12 protein-coding genes are annotated in these 18,504 nt (G+C 53.5%); 8 read left to right on the forward strand and 4 right to left on the reverse strand.

Annotation, left to right across the window (positions count from 1 at the left end; all coding sequences use genetic code 11):
• Positions 1-81: 81 nt before the first annotated feature.
• Positions 82-1,215, reverse strand: coding sequence for an alpha/beta hydrolase (locus HOY33_RS07805; RefSeq protein ID WP_371734380.1), 1,134 nt, complete (start codon positions 1,213-1,215; stop codon positions 82-84).
• Between the two features lie 872 nt (positions 1,216-2,087).
• Here HOY33_RS07805 and HOY33_RS07810 point away from each other — a divergent pair.
• The 6 genes from HOY33_RS07810 (at position 2,088) to HOY33_RS07835 (ending at position 9,742) form a co-directional block, all read left to right on the forward strand.
• Positions 2,088-3,302 (forward strand): glycoside hydrolase family 28 protein, encoded by a 1,215-nt coding sequence (locus HOY33_RS07810; protein ID WP_172289654.1) that lies wholly within the window; start codon positions 2,088-2,090, stop codon positions 3,300-3,302.
• Between the two features lie 322 nt (positions 3,303-3,624).
• Positions 3,625-5,271, forward strand: coding sequence for a multidrug ABC transporter permease/ATP-binding protein (locus tag HOY33_RS07815; RefSeq protein WP_172289655.1), 1,647 nt, complete (start codon positions 3,625-3,627; stop codon positions 5,269-5,271).
• A gap of 200 nt (positions 5,272-5,471) precedes the next feature.
• The gene (locus tag HOY33_RS07820; RefSeq protein WP_172289656.1) at positions 5,472-6,521 is read left to right on the forward strand and encodes a type II asparaginase; all 1,050 of its coding nucleotides are present in this window, start codon (positions 5,472-5,474) and stop codon (positions 6,519-6,521) included.
• 181 nt (positions 6,522-6,702) lie between these two features.
• On the forward strand, positions 6,703-7,224 hold the full coding sequence (gene aroL, locus HOY33_RS07825) for a shikimate kinase AroL (RefSeq protein WP_172289657.1): 522 nt from the start codon (positions 6,703-6,705) through the stop codon (positions 7,222-7,224).
• 141 nt (positions 7,225-7,365) lie between these two features.
• Complete coding sequence (ppnP, locus tag HOY33_RS07830; RefSeq protein WP_172289658.1) at positions 7,366-7,650, forward strand: pyrimidine/purine nucleoside phosphorylase; 285 nt, start codon at positions 7,366-7,368, stop codon at positions 7,648-7,650.
• A 301-nt stretch (positions 7,651-7,951) separates the two neighbouring features.
• Complete coding sequence (locus HOY33_RS07835) at positions 7,952-9,742, forward strand: methyl-accepting chemotaxis protein (RefSeq protein ID WP_172289659.1); 1,791 nt, start codon at positions 7,952-7,954, stop codon at positions 9,740-9,742.
• A gap of 56 nt (positions 9,743-9,798) precedes the next feature.
• Here the strand turns inward: HOY33_RS07835 and rdgC are convergent, their stop codons facing one another.
• From rdgC to sbcD, 3 genes are all read right to left on the reverse strand, one after another.
• Positions 9,799-10,710 (reverse strand): recombination-associated protein RdgC, encoded by a 912-nt coding sequence (gene rdgC / locus HOY33_RS07840; protein WP_172289660.1) that lies wholly within the window; start codon positions 10,708-10,710, stop codon positions 9,799-9,801.
• A 121-nt stretch (positions 10,711-10,831) separates the two neighbouring features.
• Complete coding sequence (locus HOY33_RS07845; protein ID WP_172289661.1) at positions 10,832-14,515, reverse strand: AAA family ATPase; 3,684 nt, start codon at positions 14,513-14,515, stop codon at positions 10,832-10,834.
• Complete coding sequence (gene sbcD, locus HOY33_RS07850) at positions 14,512-15,738, reverse strand: exonuclease subunit SbcD (protein ID WP_172289662.1); 1,227 nt, start codon at positions 15,736-15,738, stop codon at positions 14,512-14,514. Before sbcD ends, HOY33_RS07845 begins: the two co-directional genes overlap by 4 nt.
• A gap of 673 nt (positions 15,739-16,411) precedes the next feature.
• On the opposite strand from sbcD, the gene phoB reads away from it, so the two are divergent.
• Entirely contained in the window at positions 16,412-17,101 is a 690-nt protein-coding gene (phoB, locus tag HOY33_RS07855; protein ID WP_172290019.1) for a phosphate response regulator transcription factor PhoB, read from the forward strand.
• A gap of 27 nt (positions 17,102-17,128) precedes the next feature.
• Positions 17,129-18,454: a phosphate regulon sensor histidine kinase PhoR gene (gene phoR / locus HOY33_RS07860; RefSeq protein WP_172289663.1), complete on the forward strand. Its 1,326-nt coding sequence runs from the start codon at positions 17,129-17,131 to the stop codon at positions 18,452-18,454.
• Positions 18,455-18,504: the final 50 nt, after the last annotated feature.

The following is an 18,504-nucleotide window of genomic DNA, read 5'->3' on the forward strand; positions in this document are numbered from 1 at the left end:
ATGGCAGATGATCCCCTGATATTCAATGCGCTCCCGATCCTGATTTTAAAGCTGAAAAGCGACGTGCTGCATTATCCCCGATTAGTCGCCAGCCAATACCGCGTTCATCACCTGAGTCTGCCAGTCGAAATAGGGATTGAAGGTTAAACGGACGTGGGTTTTTCCCTCTTCCTGATAGCCCCAGTCGGAATACCATAGCCTGTTTCTGTCCTGACAGACCTGCTGGCTGACCGGCGTTTGTCCGTTGGCGCAGACGATCACCGAGCCTTCTTTGCCATACTCTTTATTGTCTGGCGAAAACAGAATCGACATATGGGAGAACTGACTGATCCGCCACTCGGGTAAATAGTCGCGGCGGATCAGCACGCGCGATGGGGAAGAGCCTGCGGGCGGGTTGCCGTACCAGATCAGCCTGCTGCGCGAGTGGGTGAATTTGCGATCGAACAGCTCAAGCAGATAAGGCGTGTCCAGCACCGAATCATGCTCGGTAAGCACCATCAACACCGGTTTGTCGTAGGTGGTTTTTGCCAACTGCGTTCGCACGGCGCGGCTGGAATAATAAAACTGGGCGAAACCGTTGGTCGGCACCACCATATAACGCGTCATTAACTGTTGCGGGTTGCCGGGCCGGGGTTTTAGTATCCAGTCGGTAAAGACGGAAAGCAGCGGCGTCAGAAAATCATAACGCTCGTTGGATTTTATCGCCGGAGAGAACAGCGCTAATCCTTTAATTTCCGGGTGGCTAAGTGCATATTCCAGCACCAGATTGCCTCCGGTGGAAAAACCGCCCAGATAGACGTCATCCACCTCATGGCTGAGAATGGCCGCCTGTTCGGCGACGACTCTGCGCCAGTCATCCACGGTAATATGCAGCATATCGGCGGGGCGGGTGCCATGCCCCGGCAGCAGCACGGTTCTGACCAGAAAGCCTTGTTCCGCCAGCCGCGTCATGATGTCGTTGAATGAACCGGGGGAGTCGCCCAGACCGTGAACCAGTAAAATGCCCTTGGTTGGCTTACCTGCCGGACGCATTTCCTGCGGCGTATTCCAGACCAGTTCGAGATTTTTATCGGTAGTCTGGAAAGCGCGGTGTTGTTCTACCCATCGTGCGGTTTCCTGTTGATAGCGGGCAAATGAGGTTTGTCCCAGCGGCATGATATCCTGCTGTGCGCCCGTACAGCCGGAAATCAACAGCAGGAAAACGCCGATGACCATGCTGGAGAATACTGCCATGGCTTTTATCGGAAAGCGGGGCCAAAAAGCCCGCTTTCCCATTGATGATCTTTGAAGCATCCGTATGCGCCTGTTTTCATAGACCGCAGTGAATCGTATTGAGCATGAACCGGTGCGGAAATCATTCGTGCATAATATAGAGCGTGTGCGTATCCAGCAACGTGCTTTTTTGGGGGGGTACAGGGTATTTATGCATTGACATTTTGACGTGCGAAATATTTTCGTCGTTGCAGATTCCGCTTTCTGCAAAGCTTTTAATAGAGTGATGGGGATATCACCGCCTTAAATAAGAAGCAAATAGGCCGGCTTCTTGAATATACCGGATGAATATTGCGAAATGACTAAAATAAAATCAATTTATTGATATAATTTACTTTGTTATTGTTTGCTGCTTATTACTTTTTATTAATGATTATAAGTTGAGGTAAGTTAATGTTATTTGAAACTGCGGGAGCCGTTTACGGTTTCAATTTTGTGTTGTAATTATATTTCAATGTAATATGATGACCCGCCCTGATATAAATTCAGATGTCTTCTGTTGTCGATCGTTTTTATATGGTTGACTGCGTCCAGTTGCGTTTTATTACTGCAAAAAGCAGAAATAAGATATTGCATGGAAAGTATCCTGATAGAAAATCTATTAATAGGAATGATTATCAATTTAATGCATCTGGCGGATTTTATACAAATGGATTTTTACTTAATATCAAGCGCTATGCCTAATAAATTTAAAGATACAGAGCGGCGGCCGTCGAACGCATATTTACTCCAGTCAGTAACGGAGAGGATCGAGGCGAGGGCCGCTACTCTATTTGCAGTGTGAAAGATGATAGGTATTAAAATGAGGTTTGGAAATGGAATATAAATTAGACGGAATTTCTTTATCATTGTTCTTTGGTTTTATCGGGATGGCCAGTTTCTCTTCACATGCCGCCGATACCCGCGTTGTCAAAATGCCAACGACGCCGGCCGCCTGTGCTGTCTTACAGTCTCAGGGCAGCATTGCGACTAAGGATATTCAGAAAGCGCTAAATTCTTGCTCTCAAGGCAAGGCGGTGAAATTGGCCGCCGGGGGTAAGTCTGCGGTCTTTCTCAGTGGTTCGATAACGATCCCTTCCGGTGTGAGCCTGTGGATAGATAAAGGCGTTACGTTACGGGCGGTTAATAATGCGGCGGCTTTTAATGCAGGGTCTGGGACTTGCGGGACGTTGGACAATAGCGGCAAAGGTTGTTTGCCATTGATTAAAGTCAACGCTGCGCAAAACAGCGGCATTTATGGGCCGGGAACGATTGATGGGCAAGGGGGCGTCGCGCTTCAGGATAAAAAGGTCAGTTGGTGGGCGTTAGCGGCTAGTGCCAAAGTGAAAAAAATGAAGCAGAATGCTCCGCGTCTGATTCAGATTAACAAGAGTAAAAATTTTACGCTTTACAACGTTACACTGACTAATTCACCTAATTTCCATGTCGTATTCAGCGATAGCGATGGATTGACCGCCTGGAAAACCACGATTAAAACCCCCGCCACCGCAAGAAACACCGATGGTATCGATCCGATATCGTCGCAAAACATCACCATTGCCTACAGCAATATTTCAACTGGCGACGATAACGTGGCGATAAAGGCGTACAGCGGAAGAGCGTCGGCGCAAAATATTTCTATCATTCATAACCAGTTTGGCTCGGGACACGGGATGTCGATCGGCAGTGAAACCATGGGGGTATATGGCGTTCTGGTAGATGATTTAATCATGAATGGAACCACCAACGGTTTACGAATAAAAAGCGATAAATCCGCTGCCGGCATAGTCAACGGCGTAACTTACAAAAACGTCACTATGACTAATGTGGCTAAGCCGATTGTCATTGATACCGTTTATGAGCAAAAAAGCGGCAATACCGTTCCTGACTGGAGCGGAATAACCTTTACGAATGTCACATCTAAAACCAGTGGCGTGGTGGTGATTAATGGCGAGAATGCTAAAAAGCCCATCGTGGTGACGATGAAGAATGTCACCTTGACCACGGACACCAAGTGGCAGGTCAAGAATGCCAAGGTAAATAAAATATAAGTTAAACATAAAGTTGCTGTCTTTCGGCGCAGCCATGTTTTTATTGATGTATTAATAACAAGGTTCCTTTCCTGCCTCCGTCGGGGAGGGAACCGTCGGTCGATGTGTGATTCAACGATTGGCGATTAACTCTACCCCGGGCCGCATACGGCGCGCGCCTCATGCATTTTCCCGTGTATCTCACTCTGACAACAGCGATGTCGTCGTCTGCCGAACCTTTATCCGCGGTACAACCGTGCCTTTATATGAGAATTATTCTTGATATCAACCCCCGGCATATTACACTGCGTGCGATTCCCATCATTATAGAGAACAGAATGTCATGGAGTTGCTTCGTATCGTTTATCAACAATACCGTTGGCCTTTTCTGGCCGTTATCTTATTAAGCATTGTCAGCGCCGCTCTGGGAATCGGCCTGATCGCGTTTATCAACGTGCAGTTGATTGAAACCGCCAACCAGTCTCTGGCCGTGCTGCCTCAGTTCCTGGGATTGCTGATATTGCTGATGGCGGTGACGTTGGCTTCTCAATTGGCATTGACGGCGCTGGGGCACCATTTTGTCTATCAACTGCGCGGGCAGTTTATTAAACGTATTCTGGATACCAATATTGCGCGCATCGAACAGTTAGGGAATGCGCAATTGCTTGCCAGCCTTTCCAGCGACATTCGTAATATCACGCTTGCTTTTGTCCGCCTGCCGGAGTTGATTCAGGGGATAGTGTTAACGCTTGGCTCTGCGGTTTATCTGGCCTGGTTGTCGCCGAAAATGCTGGCCGTGACATCGCTGTGGATTACGATCACCATTTGGGGCGGTTTTATCCTGGTTTCTCGCGTATACCATCATCTTACCCACGTGCGCGAAGCGGAAGATCGCCTCCAGAAAGATTATCAGATGGCGATTGAAGGACGTAAAGAGCTGGCGCTGAACCGTGAGCGGGCGCAAAAGCTGTATGAAGAGATTTATCAGGTCAACGCCCAGGACTACCGCCGGAATATCATCCGGGCGGATACTTTCCATCTTAGCGCGGTGAACTGGTCCAACATCATGATGCTGGGCGCGATCGGCGCGGTGTTTTTTATGGCGAATAATCTGGGATGGTCGGATACCAATGTCGCCGCGACCTATTCATTAACCCTGTTGTTTTTGCGTACCCCTTTGCTTCAGGCCGTCGGGGCATTACCCACGTTGATCAGCGCTCAGGTCGCGTTCAATAAATTAAACGGACTCAAGCTGGCCGACTACCGGCCTGAATTTCCTCCGGCAACCGCGCCAACTGGCTGGCAAACGCTGGAACTGCGCGATGTGGTGTTTCGTTACGCCGGCGCGGAATTTGAAGTCGGGCCAATAAATATGACCATCCGGCGCGGGGAGCTGGTTTATCTGATCGGCGGGAACGGCAGCGGCAAATCGACGCTGGCGATGCTGTTGACCGGCTTATACACTCCGGTATCCGGCGCTTTATTATTGGATAACCGGCCGATAACCGCAGCGACATTGCCCGATTATCAAAAACTGTTTTCCGCCGTCTTTACCGACTTCCATCTCTTCGGGCAAATGATCGGCCCGCAGGGGGCTACGCCTGATAGGGCGCTGATGGATGACTGGCTGGAACGGCTCAATATGCGCCAGAAACTCGAGCTGGATAATTATCGCGTGACGAATCTACAGCTCTCTCAGGGGCAGCGCAAACGCATCGCGCTGCTGCTGGCCGTGGTGGAACAGCGGGATATTCTGTTGCTGGACGAATGGGCCGCCGATCAGGATCCGCAATTTCGGCGGGTATTTTATCTCGAATTGCTGCCTCAGCTTCAGGCGCTGGGCAAAACGATTATCGCGATCAGTCATGACGATCGCTATTTTGAACACGCCGACCGCCTGCTTGAAATGCACAACGGCCAGCTATCGGAATTGACCGGCACCGCGCGCGCGCTGGCAAGTCAGGATGCCGTGGCGCAGATCAATCGATGAGCCGATAGAGCAAAAATATAATCTATGCCAATGATATTATACGCAAAGCTATACAGTCAGCGAGCGCTGGGGCATGATAAGCGCCAATGTCGGCCGTCTGCTGGCAGAAAGGATCGTTCCATTACTCACAGGCGGCGTTCGGGTGCGGATCAAGTCGTGTCGAAATGGCTGCCGTTTAACATATTGGGTTGGTATAGGTTATGAAAAGGATATTTAATTCACTGTTTGTGGTGATTGTTGTTTGTTTTTCTACTCTGTCGCCTGCGGCGGAAAACCTGCCTAACATTGTGATCCTGGCAACCGGCGGGACAATAGCGGGTTCTGCGGCAGCCAATACACAAACGACAGGTTATAAAGCGGGGGCGTTGGGCGTGGATACGCTGATCAATGCCGTGCCGGAACTGAAAACGCTTGCCAATATTTCAGGTGAACAAATCTCCAATATCGGCAGTGAAAACATGACCAGCGACGTTTTGCTGAAGCTGAGTAAAAGAGTCAATGAACTGCTGGCGCGCAGCGATGTGGATGGCGTGGTTATCACTCATGGTACGGATACGCTTGATGAATCCCCCTATTTTCTGAACCTGACGGTAAAAAGCGACAAACCGGTGGTGTTCGCCGCGGCGATGCGTCCGGCGACGTCAATCAGCGCTGATGGCCCGATGAATCTGTACGGCGCGGTTAAAGTGGCGGCGGATAAAAACGCGCGTAGCCGTGGCGTTATGGTGGTGCTGAACGATCGTATCGGTTCTGCCCGCTTTATCACCAAAACCAATGCTTCCACGCTGGATACCTTTAAGGCGCCGGAAGAAGGCTACCTGGGGGTGATTATCGGTAACAAGGTCTATTTCCAGAATCGTCTGGATAAAATTCATACCACCCGTTCCGTCTTCGATGTCGCCAACCTGGAAAAACTGCCGGCAGTAGATATTATTTACGGATATCAGGATGATCCTGAATATATGTATGATGCGGCGCTGGCGCATGGCGTGAAGGGCATTGTCTATGCCGGTATGGGGGCGGGTACGGTGTCTAAACGCAGCGACGCGGGTATCCGCAAAGCAGAGAGTAAAGGCGTGGTCGTGGTTCGCGCCAGCCGTACCGGCAGCGGCATTGTCCCGCCGGATGCTTCCCAGCCAGGGCTGGTCGCCGATTCGCTGAATCCGGCTAAATCTCGTATTCTGTTGATGCTGGCGCTGACGAAAACCACGAATCCGGCAGTGATTCAGGAATATTTCCACACATACTGATATCGACGTCGGTGAAAAACGATAGCCCCGTTATATCGATTACGGGGCTTTTTCTTTGCGAAGCGGCTTTCATATCCGTGAATTTTATCGGTATGATTCATCCCTCGACAGAGTGGGTAATCCCGGCGGCGGTATCATGATGTTCAGAACGGGCTTGGTGAAAATAAGGATACGTCATTAGATGACACAACCCATTTTTATGGTTGGCGCCAGAGGCTGTGGTAAAACCACCGTAGGAAACCGACTGGCTCAGGCGTTGGGATATGATTTTGTCGATACCGACCTGTTTATGCAGCAGAGCAGTCAGATGACGGTTGCCGACGTTGTGGCGCAGGAGGGATGGCACGGTTTTCGTCAACGGGAAAGCCGGGCATTGCAGGATGTGACCGCCCGACGTCGCGTGGTCGCCACCGGTGGTGGAATGGTGCTGTCCGAGTCGAACCGACGCTTTATGAGCGGCAAAGGTTCGGTCATTTATCTCCATGCCCCCGCCGAATTACTGGCCCGGCGCCTGGAAGCCAGCCCGCAGGATCATCAGCGGCCTACCCTGACCGGGCGCCCCATCGCGGAAGAAATGGCGGACGTACTGGCCGCCCGCGAGGCGCTCTACCGCGAAGTCGCTCATCATGTCATTGATGCGAGGCAAGATCCGGCCGCTATCGTGGCGAATGTGATGCGAATTCTGCGATTGTCGGCGGCCTAGTCCAGGCATTTTCCTGAATGGCTAAAATAATCGCCAGTCGATGCTACCGGCAACGCACTTTCGTTGAATAGATAGTGACAACGGCGCTGTTCTCCTTTTAAGATGAATTTTCTAGGTTTTTTCGACTATAGGTGCCGCGCTATGCTGAAGGTAAACGAGTATTTTGCAGGGAAAGTGAAATCTATTGGTTTTGACAGCGGCAGTATCGGCCGTGCCAGTGTCGGGGTCATGGAAGAGGGAACATATACGTTCGGTACGGGTCAAGCCGAAGAGATGACGGTGATTACCGGTGCTTTGAAGGTTTTGTTGCCGGGGGCGCCTGACTGGCAGGTTTTTATGCCGGGCGATTCGTTTTTTGTTCCGGCGCAGAGTGAATTCAACTTACAGGTCGCCGAAGACACGTCTTATTTGTGTAAATACCTGTAGTCATCCACGTTTAATTTAGTTTCTTATTCAAGGCTGCTTTTCGTGCTTCAGGGGAGCAGCTTTCCTTGTTATGAGCAATAAGTTTTATATACCGCGAGTATTAAAACTTTTGATGAAATCAGCTGACTTTCGGCCGTCGCTTGAACCTTAATGACCCATATTTGTTTTAAATCCGGCAGAACATACTAGCGTTTTCTTATTCGTTTCCTGATAAATTCCCGCTCATGTTTGTGAGCCACCTCAAGTTTTATTTCCTTGTGCCGTTATGATTTGCATAACCTTTCCATGCTAAGAGCTTGCTATGCTGAAAACGACACGAGCCAGAATTCTAACGGCCTGTACGGCAATTGTTGTACTTTCTCTCGCCATTAACACTTTTCTTAATTACACCATAGCCGATAATTCTAATGAGGAATCCATCGACAACATGCTGCATGCGATTGCGGCCAGCCACAGCATGGCGATCGGCGAGTGGGTGGAATCTAAAACCCAGATGGTAACCGCCCTCAACGACAGCGTACTGACCGATGATGATCCGGTTCCTGTGTTTAAGCAGATCGCCGCCTCAGGCGGGTTCATCAATGTTTACATGGGATACGAGGATAAAACGGCGAAGTTTTCCGACTCCGTCGGGATCCCCGCTGATTACGATCCGACCATCCGTCCCTGGTATCAGCAGGCGGTAAGGGAAAGAAAACCGATTGTCACCGCGCCTTATGTTGATGTGTCGACCAAAGAACTGATCGTTTCTTTCGCGGCTCCGGTTATGGATGGCGGCACGGTCAAGGGGGTGCTGGGCAGCGATCTGACGATGCAGAATGTGATCGAAAACGTGAAGTCAATTCATCCGACGCCGTCGAGTTTTGGCGTATTGATTGCCCGCGACGGCACCATCATCGCCCACCCGGATGAAAAACTGACGTTGAAGAATATTACTGATATCGCATCGGGTATCGATCTGAGTACGGTGCAGGCGTCAAAAGATCCGCTTGATGTTGATTTTGGCGGCGCCACGAAGATGGTTCTCGCCCAGCCTATTCGCGGCACCGACTGGACTATGCTGGTGGCGCTGGATAAAACCGAAGCCACCGCAGGCATGCGTTCTTTGCTGTTTACCTCTGTCGGGACGCTGCTGTTGATTGCTTTACTCGGGTCATTGGTGATTGGGGTCATGATTACGTCCACGCTGAAGCGTTTGCTGCTGATTCGTGATGCGATGGACGACATCAGCAACGGCAACAACGATCTGACCCAGCGCCTGCCGGATGAAGGGCAGGATGAGGTGGCGCAGATCGCCCGTTCGTTTAATACCTTTATCGACAAGCTCAGTGTGGTGATGATTCAGATCCGTGATATCAGCTCCTCGCTACAGCTGGCGGCGGATGAAATATCAGCCGGCAATAATGACCTGTCGTCGCGCACCGAGTCTGCGGCTTCCAGCATTCAGCAAACGGCCGCGGCGTTAGAGCAGATTTCCGCAACGGTGACGCAGTCCGCCAGCTCGGCGCAGCAGGTTAATCAGCAAGCGCTGCTGCTGTCGAAGGATGCGAGCAGCGGCGGGAAAGTGGTGTCTGATGTGATTGTGACGATGGACGATATCGTGGTCGCGTCGGGTAAAATCGGCGATATCATCGGCGTAATTGACGGCATTGCCTTCCAGACCAATATTCTGGCGCTGAATGCGGCGGTGGAAGCGGCTCGCGCGGGCGAGCAGGGGCGCGGTTTCGCGGTGGTGGCGGGGGAGGTGCGCAGTCTGGCGCAGCGTAGCGCCCAGGCGGCGAAAGAGATTAAAGGCCTGATCGAGTCGACCGTCGACAGCGTCGCCTCCGGCTCGTCCCAGGTTCGTCAGGCCAGCAATACCATGAACGAAATTGTGGGCGGCGTATCAACGGTAACGACGGTGATGTCTGAAATCACCCATGCGGCGGATGAGCAAATGCGCGGCATCCATGAAATCAATCAGGCGGTGGCGCAGTTGGATTCAATGGTGCAGCAGAACGCGGCGTTGGTTCAGGAGTCAGCCGCGGCGTCGGCGGCCTTACAGTCGCAGGCGGAAGATTTGAACGCGGTGATCGGGCACTTCAAAGTGTAATCAGGCGGCCCCCCGCCGCCGTCGCGGCGGGGGGCGCAATGGCGTAAACGCTGAAATCAGCGTTGCGCTTCCCCGCCCAGGGCCTCGATCAGATTGCTGATTAGCGCCGCCAGTTCGCTGGTCATCAAAATAAAATCGGCATCGAAGCGTTGCGCGAAATCATCCCGATCGATATCGTCGTTCTGGTCGCGCAACGTATCCGCAAACTTCAGTCGTTTTAGCGAACCATCGTCCGACAGCACCAGTTGAATGCGTTCCTGCCAGTCCAGCGCCAGTTTGGTGACCAGCTTGCCCGCCTCAATGTGCACGGCAATTTCGTCACTGACCAGATCCTGTTTTTTGCAACGGATCACGCCGCCATCTTCCAGAATCGCTTTCAGCTCGGCTTCATCCTGTAAAGCGAAACCCGCGGGCGGTTCGCCGGCGCGCACCCATTCGGTCATTGTCAGTTCGATCGGGTTTTCCATGGTCAGTGGAACCACCGGCAGCGAGCCCAGCGTTTTACGCAATAATGCCAGCGTGTCTTCCGCTTTTTTGGCGCTGGCGGCATCGACCATGATCAAACCGTTGACGGTATCGATCCACAACCAGACTTGGCTGAAACGGCTGAATGCGCGCGGCAGCAGGCTATGCAGCACTTCGTCTTTCAGGGCGTCTTTTTCGGTTTTCTTCAGCTTGCGGTGTTGTTCCGCCTCCAGCCGCTCGATTTTGGCCTGCAATGTCTGCTTGATAACCGGCGAGGGCAGGATTTTCTCTTCTTTACGGGCGCAGATAACGATCTGCCCGTTAACCACATGCGTTAAGGCATCGCTGTGGGAACCCATTGGCGACACCCAACCCGTCTTCATCATGTCCTGACTGCCGCACGGCGTAAAAGCAAAGGCGCTTAACTGGTTTTCCATCTCATCCGCAGATAAAACGTTTTCCCGATTTAAGCGGTAAATCATTAAATTTTTAAACCACAGCATGGCGTTATCCCTGACTGGGCGTGCAAGCTTGCACGCAGGTTCATTGATGCAGCGCGCATGATAACGAATTCAGCCGGATCATGTTGCATAAAATAAGATTGATCGGCGGCCAGAACGTCGGCTACACCGCAAATTCCGGCGCTAACCGGCTGATGCCTAAGCCATTAACCTTGGCGACCTTGATCTGCACCGGAATGCGCTCTTTCATGGCCTCGACGTGGCTGATTACCCCGATGGTTTTACCGGCGGCGTTGAGGTTATCCAGCGCGTCCAGTGCGGTATCCAGCGTTTCGGCGTCCAGCGTGCCGAAGCCTTCATCCAGAAACAGCGAGTCGATACTGGTTTTATTACTCACCAGGTCGGAGAGCGCCAACGCCAGCGCCAGACTGACCAGAAAGCTTTCTCCGCCGGAAAGCGTGCGGGTATCCCTTAGCGCATCGGCCTGCCAGGTATCCACGATCTGTAACTTCAACTCGTCATTGGCCTGACGTTGCAACAGATAGCGCCCGTGCAGACGGGCGAGTTGCAGGTTGGCCAGATACACCAGATGATCCAGCGTCAGTCCTTGCGCGAATTTGCGGAACTTATCGCCTTTCTGCGAGCCGATAAGTTCGTTCAGACAGCTCCAGTCGTCATAGTGCTGCTGGCTATGGGCGATTTCGGCCAGCAGCGCCTGCTGATTCTGGCGGTGGCGTTGGTCGGTGGTGAGCTGCTGACGGATTTCCCCCTGCTGCTGAAGGTTGGTTTTCAGTCTTTCGCTCAATTCGAGCAGTCTTTGTTGCAGAGCGAGCGGGGTTTCCTCTGCCGCCAGCGTTTCCGGGCGCTGTTGTTGGTGCCGGTTCAGGAGCTGCTCCGCCTGTTGATAAAGGGCGGCGGCCTGTTGCCATTCCCGGTGCAGTTTTTCCTTCCGGTCGCGCAGTTCGTCGCGCTCTTGTTCATTCAGTAAGGCGCGTTTAAACGCCGGTTCATCGGCAAAAATACTGTCCTGTAACGCCTGAGCGAAGCTCAGCGCGGCTTGCTGATGCAATGCCGCCACGCGGGTCTGCTGCTGCTGTACCCCTGTCAACTCGCCGGTTAAGCGGCTGAGTGCCGACTCCGCCTGCTGGCGTTGCGCCTGAGTCTGTTGACTGGTTTGCTCGTGCTGTTGGCTTTGCAGCCGCAACTGATTGCCGACCTCGGCCGTCTGCCGATCGCCGAACAACTGTCGCCGCTGCCGCTGACATTCCTCCAGCGTTTTGAGATGCGCCGCCTGTTGTTGTCGTAAGGCCGATAGCTGTTGTTCGGTCTCGGCAATGGATTTCGTGAGATGCTGCCGTTCCGCTTCCAATGCCGTCTGGCTATTGATTAACCGCTGTTGTTCCTGCTCGGCGTCTTTCCATACCTGCCACTCTTCAGCGCGTTGCTTCAGCCAGGCTGATTGCTCCGCCGGATCCGGTACGGTCAGGTCAAACCCGGCCAGCGTGTTTTCCATCTCCTGCTGATGCTGTGTTTGCTGTTGCTGCGTCTCTTGCAGTGCTCGTTGGAGGTCATCCTGGGCATTTTTCAGCGTTTGCCGCTGCTGGGTATTGAGCGCTATCTGCTGTAGGGTGCGTTGCAGCAGTGCATCCGCATGAGTCAGTGAATCCTTACTTTCCTGCCATTGCCGCTGTGCCTGCTCACGCACTGAAATCTGTTGCTGGAGCTGCTGTTCCGATGCTTCACGTTGCGTCAGCCAATCGGCCACCTCGGCGGTCTGTTGCGGCGCGTAATCTACTTGTAAGCGCTTACTGACATCCTGCCACTGTTGCAGCAAGGTCTGGTATTCCTCGTCCTGCTGGGTGCGTTCGCTCAGCAACCGTTGATGCTGTTGCCGTAATGCAACCAAGGTGGCGTCAGTCTGCGTCAGCTCGCTTTCCAGGCGGCTGACTTCCTGACTCAACTGTAATAGGCGTTGCTCGGTTTCCGACGGTTGCAGCGCCTGATAACGCTCAACCGCCGGATGGTGGGTGGAGCCGCAGAGGGGGCAAGCCTCACCCGCCTGTAGCCGGGTTCTTTCTGCTTCCAGCCGAACGATGCGCATTTCCAACTGATGGTTTTTATCCACCTCGGCCAGATATTCACGGCGCTGCTCGCAGGTTTTACGCTGTTGCCGTTGTTGCGCTTCCTGTTGTCCGATCTGTTCCCGTATCTGGTCGCACTGTGTGTCCAGTTGCCGCCTGCGGGCGTCAACGCCATGAAACAATGCGCTGATGGTGGACAACTGCTGGCGCGCGGGGCGTTGCGTAATCGACTGGCTAAGCTGCTGATGTAAAACAGTGATGGGCTGTTGCGCTTCCTGTTCCTGCATTGCTTGCTGATGTTGCGCGAACTGCCGCTGGGCGTTATCGACGTCCGTCTGCTGTCGGGTTCGCTGCGTGGCTGACTGAGCCGCGTTATTCTCCAGCGTTGCAGCTTGCAAAGCGTACTGCGACTGCTTTTGCGTCAGGTTTATGCAGTCTTCCCCAAGCTGTTGCAGCCGCTGAAACTGCGTGCGCCACAGGGAAAGATATTCCCCCCAGCGCTGATGATGCGGGTGCTGCTGGCGATAGTCCCGTAACTGCTCAAGCCGTTGCTGAGCAAGCCGGTACTGCTGTTCCGTCTGCGTCAGCTTAAGCCGGTCGGCTTGCTGGCGCGTTTGCGATTGATCCAGATCGCGCTGCTGTTTCTCTGTCTGCTGTTGCAGGGTTTGGATCTGGTGATCCAGCGGCATGACGCGTTCACCGATCAGCGTCTCCTGCTGCTGACGGTAATCCGCGTGCTGACGCAGGGTTTGTATGGCGTGTTCTTCCTGTCGGCGGAGTGTCTCCACGGCGGTTAGCTGCGTTTGCTGCTGTTCCTTCAGGCGGGCAATGTGCTGTAACAGCGAGTCGGACTCCAACTGGTAACGTTCTTTCTCCTGCTGGAGCGGCCTGAGTTTTTCCGCCGGTTCATTTTGCGCCAGCCGTTCGAGCGCAGGCTGGGCCTGCCGGATGGCCGTTTCCGCCGCCGTACGTTGTTCCTGGCTGGTGGTCAGCGATTGTTGGTACTGCTCCCGCTGTTCAAACCAGCGTTGATGAGTCAGCGCTTGCTCACGCTCGGCAATCAGCGCCTGCTCCTGTTGCGTCAATGACGACAGTTGCCCTTCCAATTGCTGACGCTGTTCGTCGTTCAGCAGCTCAATGCCTGAAGCCCGCGCCTGCAAATTTTCTAACGTTGTCCGCGCCTGTTTGTGGCGATCGAAAACGCGCTCGGAAATAAGCCCGTAAATATCCGTGCCGGTCAGTTCTTCCAGCAGTTCGGCGCGCTCATTGGCATCCGCATTGAGAAAAGCGGCGAACTGCCCCTGCGACAGCATCATGGAGCGGGTGAAACGGCCAAAATCCAGCCCGGTGAGCTCGGCGGTCATCTCCAGTTTTTCGGTCAGTTTTTCACACAGGATTTTGCCGTCATCAATCCGCGCCAGTTCGGCTTTCGGGGTTTGCAGGTTGCCGTCAGGCGAGTTTCTGGCCCGGCGTTGGCTCCAGAAGGCGCGATAACCGATGCCTTTGACCTCGAACTCCACTTCCGCCAGACATTCCGCGGTGTTGCGGGTCATCAGCTCATTCTGGCTGGCGGAAATATTTTTTAACCGTGGCGTCGCGTGATACAGCGCCAGGCAAATGGCGTCAAGCAGCGTGGTTTTCCCCGCGCCGGTGGGGCCGGTAATGGCGAACAGACCATTGCTGGAAAAAGGTTGCTGCCTGAAATCAATTTTCCATTCGCCTTTTAGAGCATTGAGGTTTTTTAAGCGCAGGCTAAGTATTTTCATTCGACGTGCTCACCGTTTTCCAATTCATCAATAACCTGATCGAACAGCATCCGTACGCGCTGCTGGCGGCTTTCCTCCAGATCGGTCGCCGTGGCCAGCCGCCGTTCGAAAACATCCTGCACCGTCAGCTCATTCAGCGTTTCCTTCTCTTGCCGGACAATCGCCTGTAGATGTTGTTCGCGCGCGCGGCGCAACAGCAGAACCTCGACGGGTAAAGCGTCGGTCAGCGTCTGAATGCGTTTCTGGATGTCGCTCAAATAATCCTGCGTGGTGATTTCAATATCCAGCCACACTGGTTTTTCACCCTGATAATCGTTAAAGGCCGCGAGCCGGCGTTCGATGTCGTCCAGATCGCCTTTGATAAGCTGCATCGGCTGGGTCATCGGAACAGGCAGCGTCTCCACCGTTGGCGGGCTGTCGGCGGCGAAGGTGACCAGACAAATCGATTTCTCACTGCTTAATTCATCAAAACTGAGCGGGATAGGGGAACCGCTGTAGCGAATATGCGCGCTTTTCGTCACCCGCTGCGGCCGGTGAATATGGCCGAGGGCGATATAGTCCGCCGGAGGAAACGCCTGCGCCGGAAACGCATCCAGCGTACCGATGTAAATATCGCGCACGGAATCGGAGGCGGTGACGCCGACGGTGGTCAGGTGTCCGGTGGCAATAATGGGCAACGGCGACCCCAGCCTGTCGCGTTTCCGACAGGCCAACTGGTAACACTGCCGGTAGTGCGTGGTGATGGCATCCAGCAGGGCCTGCTGTTTCTCATCGCCGGATTGCCCTGCCTGGCTGGTTATCAGGTCGCGCGGCCGTAAAAAAGGAATGGCGCACAGTATGGCGCCGGGCTGCCCCTGACGGTTTTTCAGCACGTACACTTGCTTGTCGAGATCGCCGTCGGTGCTGGCGACGACCTGTGTATTCAGGCAGGCCAGAAGATCGCGGGACTCATTCAGCGTGGCGACCGAGTCGTGGTTGCCGCCTAATACCGCTAACCGGCAGCCGGTACGTTGCAGTTCAACCACGAAACGGTAATACATTTCCCGCGCATAGCTGGGCGGCGAACCATTATCAAAGATATCGCCCGCGACGATTACCGCATCCACCTGATGCTGCTCGACCTGGGCGATAAGCCAGTGCAGGAAAGCCTGATGCTCGGCCGCGCGGCTCTTGGTATAAAAATACTGCCCCAGATGCCAGTCGGCGGTATGAATAATGCGCATGGAACTCCCTGAGTGGCGTGTAATAGCAATGCCATTGATTATAAACAGCCGTAGGGGCAACTGTCGTTGCGAAAACATGAGTTTGGAAAGCGGCTCGAAAATATGCCGGGCCTTCACTGCATGCTGAAGAAACTTCACAAATTTGGGGGAAGAATTTCTGCCAGGCCGAGGGGTTTCGTGCGCACTAACCAATGCGGATTTCTGCAACTGTTGCAGCACGCGCCCGACATGGAGCGGCTCAATCGCCGCCGCCCCATGGCCCCGGGCTTTTCGCGGGAAATCGCGTCGCTGCGCGATGCCTTCGGCGTTCGAGACCGCTGTTCGGGCCGCCAGTGACGCGCTCCCGGCGCGGCACTGGCTTTCGCGGCGTCCTTGCCGCTCACCCGGCGGTCCCGCCCACCTCAGCGCGATTTTTACGCGAAGGGAACACCCTAAAAAATAACCTTGTGTTATTTAAAGAATACTTAATTATTTTCTGAGGATCCCTCAGTACTACATGACGTTATGACGTTGAAAATCGCTCCCGGCGATTTTTCTACTTGCCCCATCCCTACGGGCCGTCACTGGGTGAGGTTGAAAAATGCTCCTGCATTTTTTTCATAAATATGTCACAAAACTGACGCATAATGCTTTCCGTATGCTAACGGCGACGATGATTAACGGCGGATTAATGATGGCAAGACGCATATTGGTCGTGGAAGATGAAGCACCGATTCGTGAAATGGTATGCTTTGTACTGGAGCAGAATGGTTATCAGCCAGTCGAAGCCGAAGATTATGACGGCGCAGTCGCACTATTGGCGGAACCTTTCCCTGAGTTGGTGTTGCTGGACTGGATGTTGCCGGGCGGATCGGGCTTGCAATTCATCAGGCATATGAAGCGCGAGGCGCTTACCCGCGATATACCGGTCATGATGTTGACCGCCCGCGGTGAAGAAGAGGATCGCGTGCGCGGGCTTGAGGTCGGGGCGGATGATTACATCATTAAACCGTTTTCGCCTAAAGAGTTGGTGGCGCGCATTAAGGCGGTAATGCGCCGTATCTCGCCGATGGCGGTTGAAGACGTCATAGAAATGCGCGGCCTGAACCTCGATCCTTCCTCGCACCGGGTGACGACGGGCGAGCTGGCGCTGGATATGGGGCCAACGGAATTTAAACTGTTGCACTTCTTTATGACGCATCCTGAGCGGGTTTACAGCCGTGAACAGTTGCTGAATCATGTATGGGGCACTAACGTTTATGTTGAAGATCGGACAGTTGATGTTCATATCCGCCGGTTGCGTAAAGCGCTGGAAACCAGCGGTCATGACAAAATGGTGCAGACCGTTCGCGGAACGGGATACCGTTTTTCAACACGTTACTGAAGGCTGGCATAGCGGAGAAACATTAACGTGCTAGAACGTCTCTCATGGAAAAGGCTGGCGCTGGAGCTGGTTTTTTTTTGCCTGCCCGCGCTGTTGCTGGGTTTGATCTTCGGCTATCTACCCTGGTTTCTGTTGGCCGCCGTTCTGGCGGCGCTAGGCTGGAATTTTTATAACCAACTTAAACTTTCCCACTGGCTGTGGGTCGATCGCAGCATGACGCCGCCTCCCGGCCGCTGGAGCTGGGAGCCGCTGTTTTACGGCCTTTATCAGATGCAATTGCGTAATCGTCGGCGTCGGCGCGAGCTGGCATTATTGATTAAGCGTTTCCGCAGCGGCGCGGAGTCCCTGCCGGATGCACTGGTAATTATTACCGAAGAGGGCACGATCTTTTGGTGTAACCATCTGGCCCAGCATCTGCTCGGCCTACGCTGGCCGGAAGATAACGGCCAGAATATCCTCAACTTGCTGCGCCACCCTGAATTCGCCGGCTATATGAAAAAACAGGATTTCAGCCGTCCGTTAACGCTGCAACTGAGTCATGCCCGCCACCTCGAATTTCGGGTGATGCCTTATTCCGAAGGACAACAGCTGATGGTGGTGCGTGATATTACGCAAATGCACCAGTTGGAAGGGGCCAGACGTAACTTCTTCGCCAATGTCAGTCATGAGCTGCGCACGCCGCTGACCGTATTGCAGGGATATCTGGAGATGATGCAGGATGACTCGCTGGATGATGCTCTGCGCAATAAAGCCCTGAATACCATGCAGGAGCAGACCCGGCGCATGGACGGACTGGTGCAACAGCTTTTAACCCTGTCGCGTATCGAAGCGGCGGCGGTAATCGATCTGCATGAGAAAGTCGATATACCGCTAATGTTGCGCGTAGTTGAGCGTGAAGCCCAGACGTTAAGCCAGGGGCGGCATGAGATCGTGTTTCGCATAAATGAAGACCTTCAGATTTTCGGTAATGAGGAACAACTGCGCAGTGCGGTTTCCAATCTGGTGTATAACGCGATTAATCATACGCCGGCAGGTACGCGCATTGAGGTTGGCTGGCAGAACGTTCCACAGGGCGCGCGCTTTCAGGTCAGTGACGACGGGCCGGGGATCGCAGCGGAACATTTGCCTCGTTTGACCGAGCGCTTTTATCGCGTCGATAAAGCCCGTTCGCGGCAGACCGGGGGGAGCGGGCTGGGGTTGGCGATTGTTAAGCATGCGCTCAGCCACCATGATTCCCGTTTGGAGATCGTGAGCGAGGATGGCGTCGGCTCCCGTTTTATGTTTACGCTGCCGAATCGGTTGATTGTGCCTGCCGCGCTGATTGATTCCCAACGCCAGCCCGTTGCAAGATGAATTTATTTCACGTTATGTGAAAATTATTCCATTGCTCTGCATCAATGCGC

The organism is Brenneria sp. hezel4-2-4 (assembly GCF_013155275.1).
Classification (GTDB): domain Bacteria; phylum Pseudomonadota; class Gammaproteobacteria; order Enterobacterales; family Enterobacteriaceae; genus Brenneria.

Bases quoted from the DNA above. Each gene is read 5' to 3' on its own strand.
- HOY33_RS07845 (WP_172289661.1), bottom strand. From the start codon at position 14,515: ATGAAAATACTTAGCCTGCGCTTAAAAAACCTCAATGCTCTAAAAGGC.
- sbcD (WP_172289662.1), bottom strand. From the start codon at position 15,738: ATGCGCATTATTCATACCGCCGACTGGCATCTGGGGCAGTATTTTTAT.
- HOY33_RS07820 (WP_172289656.1), top strand. From the start codon at position 5,472: ATGAAAAGGATATTTAATTCACTGTTTGTGGTGATTGTTGTTTGTTTT.
- HOY33_RS07810 (WP_172289654.1), top strand. From the start codon at position 2,088: ATGGAATATAAATTAGACGGAATTTCTTTATCATTGTTCTTTGGTTTT.
- ppnP (WP_172289658.1), top strand. From the start codon at position 7,366: ATGCTGAAGGTAAACGAGTATTTTGCAGGGAAAGTGAAATCTATTGGT.
- HOY33_RS07805 (WP_371734380.1), bottom strand. From the start codon at position 1,215: ATGGTCATCGGCGTTTTCCTGCTGTTGATTTCCGGCTGTACGGGCGCA.
- aroL (WP_172289657.1), top strand. From the start codon at position 6,703: ATGACACAACCCATTTTTATGGTTGGCGCCAGAGGCTGTGGTAAAACC.
- phoB (WP_172290019.1), top strand. From the start codon at position 16,412: ATGGCAAGACGCATATTGGTCGTGGAAGATGAAGCACCGATTCGTGAA.
- rdgC (WP_172289660.1), bottom strand. From the start codon at position 10,710: ATGCTGTGGTTTAAAAATTTAATGATTTACCGCTTAAATCGGGAAAAC.
- HOY33_RS07835 (WP_172289659.1), top strand. From the start codon at position 7,952: ATGCTGAAAACGACACGAGCCAGAATTCTAACGGCCTGTACGGCAATT.
- HOY33_RS07815 (WP_172289655.1), top strand. From the start codon at position 3,625: ATGGAGTTGCTTCGTATCGTTTATCAACAATACCGTTGGCCTTTTCTG.